The organism is Paraniabella aurantiaca, from assembly GCF_050309965.1.
Classification (GTDB): domain Bacteria; phylum Bacteroidota; class Bacteroidia; order Chitinophagales; family Chitinophagaceae; genus Niabella.
The window spans coordinates 2,177,188-2,191,545 of the sequence record NZ_JBLOSY010000002.1 but is presented as its reverse complement, the minus strand read 5'-3'; the positions used below and the strand labels follow the sequence as shown (position 1 = coordinate 2,191,545).

The window sequence follows — 14,358 nt, the reverse complement described above, 5'->3', positions numbered from 1 at the left end:
TCATCTTTATCTTCCAAATAATTTCATTTCGGCTAAAGTGATGGTAGCGGAATTGGGAATAGGCCGATATAAAGCACCATCCCACATAGCAGTTATTTTTATGCGAAAATACCTATACCTGCCTGCATCCGGCCAATCTATTTCAAAATCTTCACCAGCTTTTGCATACGCAATATCTTCAGCTGTAGGCTCCGCAGGAAATGTGAGCCCGGAAGGACGATTACTATAACCAGTAGTAATATATGTCCAGGAGTCCCAGGATCCATCGGCGGCGGGATTATTGCTGGCATACACTTCAAATTCTTTAATGTGCGTTGCTTTAAATAAATTTTCAGGAGGAGTGGTAATACGAGACCACATTTTTATATTACTCAGCTGAACCGCTTTCCCGGCTCCCAGGTCAAGTGTAAACTGCATAGGCAGCGGCGCATTGAGTCCCCACCATTGTTTTGCTCCAATAGGATTGGCAGCTGTTCCGTCGAAGAATGCTATCTGCATACTTTCCCCGTTAGAAGCGGTACTTCTGACAGTATAATCACCATTTAAATTGGAAGCAGTATCAAAAGCAGCCATAGCAGGAGGCTGCAACACTTTTATACCCGTAAACTCAGTTTCTGCCAAAGGAGTTAATCTTCTTTTTATCGTGTCCGACATATTTTTCCACTGATCTCGCACAACAACCGCATAATCGGTAGTAACAGGCTCCAGACCACGCTGATCTCTTACTCTTATAGTACCCTCCACCGCTTTTGTATATGTTTCATTGATGGTTGCCCAATGATATTGCCCGGTAGTTGAATCTTTTTGCCATTTAAATATCCTGATAACAATATTCTCGGCATCCTCATTTAAATACTTTGCGTTAATACCTCCAAAAGTGGCATAAAAGGCAGCATCACCTTCAAACGATTTTGCAATCGTAATGTAATTAGGCTGACCCGTTGTAATAGTTAGATTCACCGGATCAGAAGATACATCTCCCACACTCACCGCTTTCAGCACCACCTTGTATTGATCAACTTTTGCAAACCCCTGCACCCTTACCTGGTTATCATAAACACTGGCTTTTGATACCATCCTGGTGCCGTTCTCTAATGTATACTCTGCTACCACATATCTAAGATCAGGATCATTGGGCAGGCTATAAGATATGGTTGCACCGCCCGGAATTGATTGAAACTGAAGATTTGTTAGTGGTGATGGTTTAGCTCCAATCCTGGCCGGCTCTATACCTAAATCTTCCTTACATCCAGCATAAAACATAAGCATGAATAAAGAACAGTAAAGAAGCACCAAATTTCGTCTATATATTATTTTCATTTTACAAACTGTTTAATAAAAATTATTAATAAGCTCACCATTCTGCTGCCTGTACCAGGTTCGAGTTCACCCTCCGCTCATTCAGTCCTATTGGCCAGAAATAGTCTCTGTTTATAAAGGACCTGGTATAAAACACTACGGGTCTGTAATAATTGGCATCGGTATATTGATAAATATCCCAACCCCTGATTGGGGCATTTAATTCTTTAATGGCATCCTTCCATCTACGCAGATCGCCAAACCGAATGCCCTCCAATGCAAACTCACAGGTTCTTTCTCTTTTTATTATTTCACGCACCCCTTCTTTTGAAAGCGGCTTCGCCGGGTTATTGGAATAATTTGTCCAGGAACTGAGCATCCCTTCCAAACCGCTGCGAGCTCTCACTTTATCCACATATGCATAAACATCGGCAGTAGGTCCATGTATTTCGTTGAGGGCCTCTGCATAATACAAGTACAGGTTGGCCAACCGAATTATCGGGTAACCATATTGCCGTGCTGAATAGTTATTATCAGTTGCACTGTTTTGATAATTAAAATGCTTTTTTGATGCATACCCTGTAATATTAAAATTGGTAGGGCTTGTTTTACCGGATATGCCTCCGGATCTCATGTCAATATTATATGCATTATCATCCTTTTGATCGGCAACCTGCCTCATATATATTCGCCCGGCATCAAAAGTTAAACTACCATAAAAACGGTTTTCCCTGTCCAAATTCATCCTTGCCGTATTCCTGTTTGCCACTAAATTATACTTATAAACATCTGTATTAGGTACAGTAACCAGGTCATATCTTGTACTATAAGGATAGGTTTTATCCTCCTCTATGGGCACCCCGTTTTTTGAATAGAATTTTTCAACAATATTAAAAGGAACCGACATTTGAGATGAAAGCGTGGTGGTATTTGCAAGTGTTGTGCTACCGGCATATTTACGAAGCATAAATGCACCCTGAATCGCTGTTGTTGCAATGGAACGTGTATCGAGCCATAAAATTTCTGGGTTATTGGACGATTCGTTGAAAGCTTCGCGTATATTCATTTGGTAGATAGTACTCGGCTTTAAATCGGACCGCACAGGCGTCCAGGTATGTAAGCGTTTATTGCGACCTTCCGCAAAATCGATGGCTTCTTTACAAGCAGCTGCTGCACGCTCCCATTTATCTGCCGAATAAGTATGATTAAACAATTCTTTTCCATCTTTATTTTTAACAGATGCCTCTATATCACTATTTCCATTAAATAATGGGCTGGCAGCAAACATTAATATTTTTGCTTTTATTGCTTTTGCAGCCACTTTTGTAACCCGTCCTGTTTCAGTTTGTAAATCCGATACATCATCCATCAGGAAATCCATGTCTTCATTAATCAAACCTACAATGTAAGAGAAACATTCATCGACGGTATTTCTTGCCAGGCGACTTGCAGCCGGATCGCTGGAAACCGGAATATTTTTATCCATAATAGGTACCGGGCCATATTGCTCCACTAAAAGAAAATGATAATAGGCTTTTAAAAATTTAACTTCAGCGGTCCACATTTGCTTTTCGGCTTCATCCATATCAGGCACCTTCATAATATTTTCAAGAAATGTGTTACACTTGCTAATTCCTTCCCAATAACTTTTTCCGCCTCTTGCCCCAATCCAGTTATCTACCAGGGGAGAATCACCGTTTTGACTACCTAATGCTATAAACCAATTATTGTAACCCGAGTACGTGGACGTAGAGCTTAACCAAAATTCATCAGCCGAAAGCCACCCGGAATTTCCCGTTAATGAAAAATTATCAGGCAAACTATTATAACAGGTAGCCAGGTAGCGTTGGGCCATGGTACGCTTGGCAAAAGCCTGGTCTAATACGGGTGTGTTGTCGGGTACTACATCCAAATATTTGTTACAGGACAAAATGATAAAACATAAAGAAAGCCCTATAAAAGATTGATATATTTTTTTATAAATTATCATAACCATTATAAATTAACATTAACACCAATATTAAATACACGTTGTAAAGGATAATTCAATGCATTGCCACCCATTTCCGGATCCCAGGTTTTAAAGGCGCTTATCTTGAACAGATTTGTTGCTGTTGCATATACCCTGAATGTTTTTAACCCTACTCGTCTCAATAAGTTTTTATTTAAAGAATATCCCAGTTCTACTTGCTTTAAACGCATGAAACTGCCATCCCTCATCCAGAAAGTACTTGATACGGTATTATTGGCCAGTGGATTTACACTTAAACGCGGCCACGCAGCATATACATTTTTATCGGTTTCGCTCCAGTAGTCATTAGCCCATGCAGACAACACAGCATTGGGACTTGTTGTACTTCCAAAGGGTGCAACACCTTTACTGGATGATGTATTATCTGAAGTAGGATTTATAAATAATGAAGTTCTTGCTACCCCGCTAAAGAAAAAGGAAAAATCGATTTGCTTATATCGTGTGCTTAGCCCAAAGCCATAGTTAATTTCGGGTGTTGTGGGATAACCAATCGCCATTCGGTCATCGTCATTTATGATGCCGTCCCTGTTTACATCCAGGTACTTGATATCGCCGCCTAAAACAATTGAACCAAATTCCTGTGAAGGATTATTATATACTTCCTTATCATCTATAAATAATCGTTCTGCGACATAACCAAAACGCTGCGCCGCACTGGTTCCTACACGTTTACGGTAATTATTGGCATATTCCGGCTCTTCGTAAAAAACGTACTCGCCGGTGCTGTAAGTAAATGTGCCCCGGCCTTCAAACCAAAGGTTTTTATTTACATTTTTATTGTATGATAATTCACCGTCAAATCCTTTGCTTTTGTAATTACCCACATTCGCATATACGTCTGCTTCAAGTCCCATATTGGATGGAAGTGTTCTTTCCTGTACAATATGATTTCTACGCTGGTCATAAAAATCAGCAACTAAAGTTAAAGCTCCATTAATCATTCCCAGGTCTATACCCAGGTTGGTTTGCTGAGATACTTCCCAACGTATGTCTGCATTTGCATACCTGTTAATAGACACACCGGGCACTGTAAACCTGTTTGATTCGCCAGGCAAGCCAAACGTATAATTATCGCCAGAGCCTAAATTAACATCAGATAAATAAAAGAAGCGCGTATCAAGGATATTGTCATTTCCCAATAGTCCTCTTGTGGCCCTGAATTTCAAATTGCTGACAATTGGTTTCAAGCCTTCAAAAAATTTCTCCTGAGAGACATTCCAGGCAAAACCAAGGGATGGGAAAAATCCCCAACGAAACTTCTCTGAAAATCTTTCAGAACCATTATAACCAAAAGCGAACTTGAGTAAGTACCTGTTATCATAACCATAGTCCACTGAGCCGGAAAAAGAGACATTTCTGTAAGGAAGGGTGTTAATAAGCGAAATAGCATTATCCACGGGGGTACTGATATTGCCGCGAATAGTACTAATCACCATCGCTCCAATATTATGCACATCATTTAATCTACGGTTCCATGATAACTGGTTCTCCATATAAAATACTGCCTGCATGCTGCGCTCGCCAGGCGAAAAACCAAGATACTCGGTACCGCTGGTCGGGTTTATTTCTCTATATACTACCGAGTTGGTTGCACCGTCCCTTCCTATGGGTTCATAGTAGAAAGGATTATAGGTTCTGGCTTGCGCAAAATAGGAGTTGCGGGTAATATTAATTAATCCTCTATACTTTAAACCTTGTGTAAGAATTTTGGAAAAATCCTGATTGAGCTCTAATTGTGCCTGTAAATTGCTGCGTCTTCTCTCCGAATAACCACGCATGATCTGTGCGTATGGGTTGGAGTAATTACCGTCATCAGCATTACCAAACAGGGGGTGTTTTATATAAGACTGAGATGGGCCGGCTTCATACACTGGTAAAAACAACACGGGGTTTGCTCTTAAAGCCAGGTTATAAACTTCTGTGCCGCTTGTTGGCGGACCATTGTAGTTTTGCAGGTTTAAAATTGTCCTGACCATAACCTGGGTACTGGGTGTTAAATTGATCGCAACATTACTTCTTATATTATATACCTTAAAATTCACATTGTTATTGAAGTTATTGAGGCCATTCATTTTCAGCAAACCGTTGTCGTTTGTAAAATTTCCACTTAAATTATATTTAGCCAATTGGCCACCACCAGACACGGATAAATTGTAGTTCTGCGTAGTAGTGGTTGGTTTGGTTAATGTTTTCAACCAATCAACTGATGGGTATTGCAGGGGGTCTGCCCCCTCCTCTGTTTTTTCAATCTTCAGTTGACTATAAGGTTCAATTCCTAATGGATCTCTTGTCAAAACTGCTTCATTATACATTTTCATCCATGTAACAGGATCAGCCAGTTTTACCTTTTGGGTCGGCATGGAAATCCTTTGTTCGGCTCTAAAAGAAATAGATGCAGGCCCCTCCTTTCCAGCTTTGGTTGTAACAAGCACTACACCATTTGCACCGCGCGAACCATACACTGCTGAGGCTGTAGCATCTTTCAGGATAGAAAAGCTCTCAATATCATCTACAGGTATTCTGGCTAAATCATCCGTAGAAACCTCCATATTATCAATCAAAATAAGCGGGCGGTTATTAGTACCGAACGTACCCACACCTCTTACAAAAAAATCGGCATTATCTGCGCCAGGTTCGCCGCTTCTTTGGTAGGAAACAATACCTGCCACCCTGCCCTGAAGTGCAGAGGTTAAATTACTGGAAGGACTTTGCAGGTTCTTAGGATTCACTGAAGTTATAGAACCCACCATATCTATTTTGCGTTGCTTTTGTCCAAACGCAGTAACCACCACTTCATCCATATTTTTTTGTGCAACTGCCATGTGTACATCAAGAATATTTCTACCTGACACAGATATCTCCTGACTTGCATAACCAACCATCGAGAATTCCAAAACAGATAAACTATCCGGCACCGTTAAAACGTACTTCCCATTCATATCTGTTGAAGTTGCCACACCGGATTTATTTTTTACCGCAACTGTAACCCCCGGTAAAGGGGCCTTATTCGGATCAAATACAGCTCCAATAACATTCCAGCCCTCTGATCTGATAGAGGGCTCAGGTCCTTTATCAGAATCGGCGATAAGTTTCTTTTTTGTAATAACCAGATTTTTATTAATAACGGTCCAATCGGCTATTTTCGGGAACAATGTATTAACTACTGTAGCAAAATCGGCTTCTTTAAAATCCGCATCGATTATTTTACCATTTTCGGTGAGCTCGTTATCACAAAGTACACTATAGCCCGTCTGTTTTTTTATAGCATCGAACACAGCCGATTGTGTTACCGATTTTTGAGAAAAGGTAAATACCTGCGCACTACCCTTCAACGAAAAGATAATACTGAGTATGCTAACTAATAAAAACCTAAGCAGTGTTGTTTTTGAAGATGGCATTACACTTTTCCCAACAAGCAATCGCAGAATAAAAGCATTATACATGAGTGAAAAATTATTTTTCTCAAAATTTGGTTGCGCTAAAACAAATAAAAACTGTTTTTCAGACCTGGCAAGCAGCGATATTATCCTATTATTAAACTTTATTGGCCTAAATATATCCCCAGAGTTAAAAACTGTGCATATTTGGAGCAACTTACAGCATTAATTACTCTATGTTCAATAACGTGCTAAATGCCGATATGTATACCGGCATTTAGTTTATAAGAACAAGAAGATAAAGGTTGGTTTTAGTTTAACCAACAACATTAAATGAGGGAAATATTCAAAAGAGACTTATTAGCAAGCCAAAATCTTTTAATACAAGTATAACAGCTACACCGTCTTTCTTTTAATAAAGTCAAATGGCACTTTGGTTCTTTGAGGATGTTTATTTAAAAGACTTGCAGCCGCGGCTTCACCCATTTTATCGAAATTGGTAGTAACAACGGTTACCTGCAATAAGTCCTTTAGAACCGTTTCATTAAAGGATATAATACCTATATCTTTTGACAGCCTGAAACGTAGTTCTTTTGCTTTTTTCATCAGGTATGCCAGATCCGATTCGGAAGTCTCAATGTACAAAGTAGCCGGCTGTAGTTCCAGCTCTTCTGCACCCGAAGCTACCGTGAAGCCTTTTTTGTACTTCCTGCAAAATCGTCTGATCCCTTTTATAATTTCCCTGGGATGAAATTCATCACTACGCAGGATCACCACCAGGTTGTTATATTTTTCTATCAACTCCGATTGTGACACCAGGGCTTCATAGATATCATTTTCAAAATCCTGGTACACTTCAGCAGGATTGTCCAGCCCTGTTATTCTCTTATCAAGAATGGTGAGTTTTCCTGAAGGAATACTTCTCAATAATGCAAGAACCTTCCTGGGATCTGTATCATGTGTAAAATGCGGCATGATCACAAAATGGTCGTATTGACTTATCCTGCTCTCAACAATATCTTTCAGGATATCCAGGCGGTAATGGTGTATCTGGAGATCAACCACAGCCTTATTTCCCAGGGCTTTAACAAAGCTATTATAAACGATCTTTTTGTAGGCGCTAATCTTGTTCATAACCAATAGCACCCTGAGCTTTTTTGCCGGCACTCCCTTTACAAAATATCCGCGTCCCTTTACAGAAACAATATAGCGTTCATCTTTTAGTATCTGGTAAGCTTTCTCAACTGTATCACGGGCAACACTATAAGTTCTGCTAAAATCATTTATAGACGGAAGCTGATCATCTTTCTTCAAACCCCCTTTTACGATTTCTTTCTTAACAGTATCGGCTACCTGCTGTACTTTAGACAAATGCCAATCTTTTGTTAGGCTTAAAGTTTTTTCGGTTCTGGTTCTCATAAATATTTCATTTGCTGACAATCGCTTTGTTAGCGGCAAAATTAATAGTATTGATCGATCCTTAAATGTTTAAGCAGGGAAGATTATCCATCCCTTAACATTAATACAAAAAAACGCTTTCTGAAAATGGATGGCCATATGGTTATTCGAAAAAACCTGGGCACTCAGTTTTAGGTACATGAAAATAATGCAAAGCAATTGCTATTACTTTCATACGAAATATTTTAATGGTGATTATATAAACCCGTAGATGAAACTAGCGCCCGGAAATAATGATACATGCCAGTCCAACAATGAATAGCAGGAACATCCACCTTAGTTTGATACCGACATTTGGGGGACTGTCTTTGAACTCTTTCCAGATAAATACTCCCCAGAATGCAGCAACCATGGTAGCCCCCTGACCCAGGCCATAGGAAACGGCGGCTCCAGCTTTACCGGCGGCTATAAGGTTTAAAGAATTACCCAGCCCCCAGATCAACCCTCCCAATATACCGGTGAAATGGGTAGCTAATCCGCCCCGGAAATAGTCGCGATAACTTACAGGAGCTCCGGTAAAAGGCTTCCGCATGAGCAGGGTATTAAACAGGAAATTACTGATGAATATACCGGTTGAAAAAATAAATACTGCCGTATACGGCGTCATTTTACCGGCCTGTGGCGTGTAAAAATTATCGAGATCCATAGAAGCGGCAATAAACCTGTAAAAGAAAGCCATCAATACACCTGCTATCAACGATATAATAATGCCCCTGGCTGAGCTCTTCTGATTTTTATCTTTTGCTTTATACGCCAGGGCGTTCAATATAATAGCAACCACTACCAGCGCTACGCCCAGGAATAACAATGTTGAATTTCCTTTTTGGGAGGCGGCATAATTAACGATCACTCCCAATACCAGGGCTATACCCACACCCAATGGAAAAGCTACGGACATACCGGCAATGGCAATAGCTGCAGACAGCAAAATATTGGATGCGTTAAAAACAACACCACCGATAAAAGCGCTCATGATGTTTTTGGTATCGGCCTGCAGCAGGTCGGCTACAAAACTACGGCCACCGGTGCCGATGCTTCCTAATGTAAAGGCTGATAAAACAGAGAAGAGCAGGACCCCGATTACATAATCCCAATAAAACAATTCATATCTCCAGGAGCGGCCCGCCAGCTTTTGGGTATTTCCCCAGGAGCCCCAGCAGAGCATGGTAACAAAACATAGCAGCACGGCAAGCGAATAACTATCTACAATAAACATGGCAGTACAATTTTATATGGCAAAAAAATAAAAGCAATACGGGTTAAGAGAGTTCGTTTCGGTAAGGAACCGAGCTTTGTGCACCTCGGCGGGTAACTGATATGGCCGATGCATTGCAGGCAAAAGAGACGGCATCCGCCAGGTCTTTCCCTTCGCTCAATGCCACTACCAGTGCACCGTTGAATACATCGCCTGCAGCGGTGGTATCTATGGCGTCAACCACCGGCGTTGCAATATGCGTAAATAAGGTGCCATCATACAATAAAGCGCCACGACTACCCATTGTAATGATAATGATGGCAACTCCTTTATCAGCCAAAATTTTCGCAGCCCTTCTCGCACTCACTTCATCTTCTACTTCTACCCCGGTAAGCAACGTAGCTTCCTTTTCATTGGGCGTTATAATAGATATCCACTGGTACAGTTCGTCTGGTAAAACCCGCGCCGGGGCCGGGTTTAGTACAATAGGCACTTTATGATCAAAACCCATTTTTGCTGCATGCATAACGGTATCCAGAGGTATCTCCAGTTGCATCAGCAGGTAAGCAGCAGATTGTATCTTTTCCGATGCATCATCTACCTGGGCAATATCCAGAAGCGCATTGGCTCCGGGCGCTACTACTATTGTGTTTTCAGCCGCATCATTTACGGTGATGATCGCAATACCCGAAGGCGCGGCGGGATCGCGGGAAATATAAGTTGTATCAATACCTTCTTTTTGAAAAAGCCCGAGGGCGTTATCACCAAAAAGGTCATTACCAACACGGCATATAAAACTGGCATTGCCTGCAAGCCGTGCTACTGTAACCGCCTGGTTGGCTCCTTTTCCGCCGGCATTCATTAAAAAATCGGCTCCGATAATAGTTTCACCCCTGGCCGGGAAGTAAGGCGCCCTGATCACCATGTCTGTGTTGGAACTACCAATAATAACAATCGTCTTATTCATATTTTAAGCATTTAGAAATCGTTCAGGTTATTTTTGCGATAACGTTAGCGCAAATTATGCATTTTTCCCTATTTATGTGTAACGACTTTGGCCTAAAAGAGATAAATATTTATAAAAAGCTGAATACCAACTGCTTTAAAAGCAAAAGATGATAACAAAGTTTACAGAGATTACATTTTTATGCAAGCTTACCCGGGCGCTCTTTGCCTATTTTCTTAACCGATTTCCGGTAAACGACTGAGGGGCTGATCAGGAGCTTCATCTGTTGCACTTCCTTACCTTTTAAATGAGCTTCTATCTGTTCCAATAAAAGCTTGATCGAAATGTTGGCAATATCGGTTACCGGTTGTGCCACACTGGTGATGGGACAGGCCAGAAAATCAAGATAAGAAGAGTTATCGAATGTTACCACAGACATATCTTCCGGAACGCGCATATCATCCTCTTCCAATGCTTTTAATGCCCCCAGCAGTATGGTATCACTTAACGCGAAAATTGCGGTGGGCCGGTCTTTTTTTTGTAATAGAAGCTTGGTTTCTATGTACCCGCTTTCGCTGGTAAAACTGTTACCTGCAATGCTAAAAAGAGGACAACCCGCAGCTTTCATGGCGTCTGTGTACCCCTTCACCCTTAGATTGTTCGATACTACGGAGTTACTCCCCTGCAGGCATGCAATTCGTTTATGGCCTGCCTGTAACAGGTACTGCGTTATGTCATAAGCCCCCTCATAATGATGGGTGGCCACATACGATACCGGTATATCTTCGTGATAACGGTCAATGCTGATTACCGGTATCTTTCTCTTAAGCAGTGTATCTATATGGGCACTTTCTGACCCTGATGGAATAATGATAACACCTTCTATGTTTTGGGCAGCTAATAACCTTACCGCTTCTACCTCTGATTTCTCATCTTCATCACAGTCCATCAATACCACCGAATAACCTTTGGATCTTAAGGCATGACTAACCATGCTGGCAACATCTGCAAAATAGGGATTAGAAAGCGTGGGTACGACCAGCCCTACCGCAAAGCTTCGATTCAGCCGGAGGCTCACTGCTGCACGGTTAGGTGCATAGTTAAGTTTGGCTGCCGCCTTCAGCACCAGTTTTTGCGTTTCTTCGCTGATCCTGTATTTTTTTGCTGAGCCATTTAATACCCTCGATACCGTGGTAAGCGATAAACTGGTTGCTTCGGCGATCGTTTTAATGGTTGTATTTTTCAAAATTGCGATATCGTTTGTGCAAAAGTACGGGTAAACTCAATAATGCCCTAAATCCCGCCCTGGTGGTGTATTTTCAAAAAAGTATACAATCCTGTGCAGACTGCGACAGGCTTGCGGCTTTATCCTGACCAGGGCACAGGCTCCAACATAAAGGACTGCCCTTTATCGGACAGTCCTTTGTTGAAAGTTCAATGAGTTTACTCTCATACTAAAAATGTAATTGCAGTGCTACATAGACTGTTGTATTTAAAGATATAGGAATGCCTGAATTATACGCTCATCACTTTAGCTCCCTGCTCCTAGCGGGTCACTAAACTGTCCTGGTCTGCAATCCATCTTTTCAGGCTTATCAGGCTTTCAGGCAACTGCCCCTTATTCCAACTATTGTGTATTGCCAGAGCGGCGCCTAAGGCAGTACCCTGCGTCATGGATGTGCCAAATACATTTTTTGTCGAAAAGGCGTTGGCCAGTAATTGCATATAAATTTTGTTCTTACAAAAACCTCCGTCCACATATATATTATCAATTTCACTATTTTGCAGAACCATGTCAGCTGAAGCTTTTTGCTGTATTACCAGGTCGATAAGCAGCTGATGATAGGCCTGCTCCGGAGAATCGAAGGACGATAAATCCCTCGAATGAAACCGGCAGGGCGTTGTTGTCGTTTCCGGGCCCGCTTCTGCAGACTTTAAATCCCGGAGCATCTCCTTATTCCGCAGCTGCTCTATAATTCCGGCGTTATATACCGTCGACTTCAGGTATGCCTCATTAATGGCAAAATACTGCGTTATTCTTTTTACCTGCTGATCATGATCATTTCCTGCAAATAACATAGTGGTTTTAATGGGTGCTCCCTGGTAGGTAAGGTAGCTCAGGCATCCTTTTTCCAGTTCTTTGGAACCAGGTAGTTCGCTGTTAAAAGGATTCATGCAAATAACCCAGGTGCCGGTTGATATGATCATGAAAGGATCTGTAAACCTGATCAAATAGGGATTAACGGCAGCTGAACTATCATGCAAACCGGTTCCTACCCATATCTCCTCTCCTGTAAATTCATTGGAGCATCTAACCACTTCACTACCTTTTGTTACCCTAGCAAGCCGGGTATGTAATCCCTCCTCCTGAAGCCAGCTGTGGTAGTTCATTTTGTAAAAATCCCACATTACTGAATGACAGCCCAGACTGGTTAATTCGGCCCTGCGTTGGCCGGTTATTAAAAAACTCAGGTATTGCGGTAAATGAAGCGCTGTAGCTACATTATTAAATAGTTCAGCTTTGTGGTGCTTTAGCCAGTATAATTGCAGCCCGGCATTTAAGTGTCCCATTACCGGGGAACTGGTATCTTCAGCAAAACGTGCGATTCCTCCTTTGCTTGCCAGAAAACGATCCATCAGCTCCCGCGGGTAGGGCTTTAAATAATTGTATAAGTAACCCACCCTTTCCCCCTTATGATTAACATATACCAGCGAAGCACCATAGGTGGAGAAATTCACTGCCTTTAATTGAAACTTTTCAGAACGCTTTAATTGTTCAAACTCCCAAAGTATCCATGCGGCAAGGGCATCTATATTTTCACAGGCAAAGCCGTCATCATCTGCTATCTCATCAAAACAGGTAACCTCTTCTTTTAGCACATTATAATCTGCATCGAAAACCAGTAATTTTTTGTTCGTTTTACCGATATCAAAAACAGCAATAACAGGAATTCTCTTTTCCATACTTACACTTTTTTATAGCAGGCGATCAATTATTAAGGGAGTTTCCATATCCTACAATAACAACAGACAGAATGATCGCCGCAATGCCGGCTATGATAATATAGTTTGTTTTTTTACTTACTCCTTTCCATTCTTTCAAAGCAAATCCCCATGCATTGGCTACTAATATAATGAAAGCCATATGTAAAATCCATGAACTGGCTCCATTGCCCAGCTTGCTTTCTCCCATCCCGTAAAAGAAATATTGTAAAAACCAGGTGGTGCCTGCAAGGGCTGAAAAGATATAGTTTCCTGCCAGCGGCTTCTTTTTATTGGTATAGTCTGTAAACGTTTTGTTTCTTGCATTCAGAATCATGCACCATATAAAATTGGTAGTAAGCCCGCCCAACATCACCACTACAAAAATTACATTATTCCGGAAAAGCGGGTTAGCCCCTGCAGCTTCCGCTACAACGGCCATATCTTTACCGGCAGTAATGGCAAAACTCATACAGGCACTTAGAATTCCCGAAAAAACAGCCACCAATAATCCTTTCTTAATATCAAATTCCTGAATGGCATCCTGCTTCTGGTCGGTTGATAATTCCTTTTCTTTACGCATACCTGCTTTTCCACAGATAGCAATTCCCAATAAGCACACCACTACTCCCAGCAATACGATTAACCCACCTGTGCTACCCAACATAGCGGAGAAAGAACCGGTTTCTTCAGCCGAAGTCAGATCCAGGTAAATAGGAGGAATCAATGCACCAAAGGCAGAACAGAAACCCAGAGCCACCGACATACCCAATGAAACACCCAGGTAACGCATAGCAAGGCCAAATGTTAATCCACCAATACCCCATAATGCTCCAAGAAAATAGGTCCAGAATAAAGTGGTGCCCGGCGTATTTAAAATAATACTTATAAATCCTGGCACTGTTAGATAAGCAGCGATCAACGGTACTATGAGCCATGAAAACATACCACCGGTAATCCAGTACGACTCCCAGGCCCACCCTTTAACCCTTTTATAAGGAATGTAAAAACTTCCCGAGGCGAAACTACCTAAAAAATGAAATACGACTCCTAAAATTGCTTGCATATC

9 protein-coding genes are annotated in these 14,358 nt (G+C 41.4%); all 9 read right to left on the bottom strand.

Annotation, left to right across the window (positions count from 1 at the left end; all coding sequences use genetic code 11):
- Positions 1 to 6: 6 nt before the first annotated feature.
- The 9 genes from ACLOAU_RS23205 to rhaT all read right to left on the bottom strand — a co-directional run bounded on the left by ACLOAU_RS23205 (position 7) and on the right by rhaT (position 14,355).
- Complete coding sequence (locus ACLOAU_RS23205) at positions 7 to 1,263, bottom strand: DUF5000 domain-containing lipoprotein (protein WP_427864297.1); 1,257 nt, start codon at positions 1,261 to 1,263, stop codon at positions 7 to 9.
- 91 nt (positions 1,264 to 1,354) lie between these two features.
- Positions 1,355 to 3,289, bottom strand: a complete 1,935-nt coding sequence (locus tag ACLOAU_RS23200; RefSeq protein WP_427864296.1) for a RagB/SusD family nutrient uptake outer membrane protein — start codon at positions 3,287 to 3,289, stop codon at positions 1,355 to 1,357.
- Positions 3,290 to 3,294: 5 nt separating this feature from the next.
- A complete protein-coding gene (locus tag ACLOAU_RS23195; RefSeq protein ID WP_427864295.1) occupies positions 3,295 to 6,774 on the bottom strand; it encodes a SusC/RagA family TonB-linked outer membrane protein in 3,480 nt (1,159 codons plus the stop codon).
- A gap of 330 nt (positions 6,775 to 7,104) precedes the next feature.
- A complete protein-coding gene (locus ACLOAU_RS23190) occupies positions 7,105 to 8,127 on the bottom strand; it encodes a GntR family transcriptional regulator (RefSeq protein ID WP_427864294.1) in 1,023 nt (340 codons plus the stop codon).
- A gap of 256 nt (positions 8,128 to 8,383) precedes the next feature.
- The gene (locus ACLOAU_RS23185) at positions 8,384 to 9,382 is read right to left on the bottom strand and encodes a GRP family sugar transporter (RefSeq protein WP_427864293.1); all 999 of its coding nucleotides are present in this window, start codon (positions 9,380 to 9,382) and stop codon (positions 8,384 to 8,386) included.
- A 43-nt stretch (positions 9,383 to 9,425) separates the two neighbouring features.
- Positions 9,426 to 10,328: a ribokinase gene (rbsK, locus tag ACLOAU_RS23180; RefSeq protein ID WP_427864292.1), complete on the bottom strand. Its 903-nt coding sequence runs from the start codon at positions 10,326 to 10,328 to the stop codon at positions 9,426 to 9,428.
- 178 nt (positions 10,329 to 10,506) lie between these two features.
- Positions 10,507 to 11,553, bottom strand: coding sequence for a LacI family DNA-binding transcriptional regulator (locus ACLOAU_RS23175; RefSeq protein WP_427864291.1), 1,047 nt, complete (start codon positions 11,551 to 11,553; stop codon positions 10,507 to 10,509).
- Between the two features lie 299 nt (positions 11,554 to 11,852).
- Positions 11,853 to 13,271: an FGGY-family carbohydrate kinase gene (locus tag ACLOAU_RS23170; protein WP_427864290.1), complete on the bottom strand. Its 1,419-nt coding sequence runs from the start codon at positions 13,269 to 13,271 to the stop codon at positions 11,853 to 11,855.
- Positions 13,272 to 13,296: 25 nt separating this feature from the next.
- Positions 13,297 to 14,355: an L-rhamnose/proton symporter RhaT gene (gene rhaT / locus ACLOAU_RS23165; protein WP_427864289.1), complete on the bottom strand. Its 1,059-nt coding sequence runs from the start codon at positions 14,353 to 14,355 to the stop codon at positions 13,297 to 13,299.
- Positions 14,356 to 14,358: the final 3 nt, after the last annotated feature.

Excerpts from the sequence above, each read along its gene's own strand:
- ACLOAU_RS23205 (WP_427864297.1), bottom strand. The coding sequence starts at position 1,263 with ATGTTTTATGCTGGATGTAAGGAAGATTTAGGTATAGAGCCGGCCAGG.
- ACLOAU_RS23200 (WP_427864296.1), bottom strand. The coding sequence starts at position 3,289 with ATGATAATTTATAAAAAAATATATCAATCTTTTATAGGGCTTTCTTTA.
- ACLOAU_RS23195 (WP_427864295.1), bottom strand. The coding sequence starts at position 6,774 with ATGTATAATGCTTTTATTCTGCGATTGCTTGTTGGGAAAAGTGTAATG.
- ACLOAU_RS23190 (WP_427864294.1), bottom strand. The coding sequence starts at position 8,127 with ATGAGAACCAGAACCGAAAAAACTTTAAGCCTAACAAAAGATTGGCAT.
- ACLOAU_RS23185 (WP_427864293.1), bottom strand. The coding sequence starts at position 9,382 with ATGTTTATTGTAGATAGTTATTCGCTTGCCGTGCTGCTATGTTTTGTT.
- rbsK (WP_427864292.1), bottom strand. The coding sequence starts at position 10,328 with ATGAATAAGACGATTGTTATTATTGGTAGTTCCAACACAGACATGGTG.
- ACLOAU_RS23170 (WP_427864290.1), bottom strand. The coding sequence starts at position 13,271 with ATGGAAAAGAGAATTCCTGTTATTGCTGTTTTTGATATCGGTAAAACG.
- rhaT (WP_427864289.1), bottom strand. The coding sequence starts at position 14,355 with ATGCAAGCAATTTTAGGAGTCGTATTTCATTTTTTAGGTAGTTTCGCC.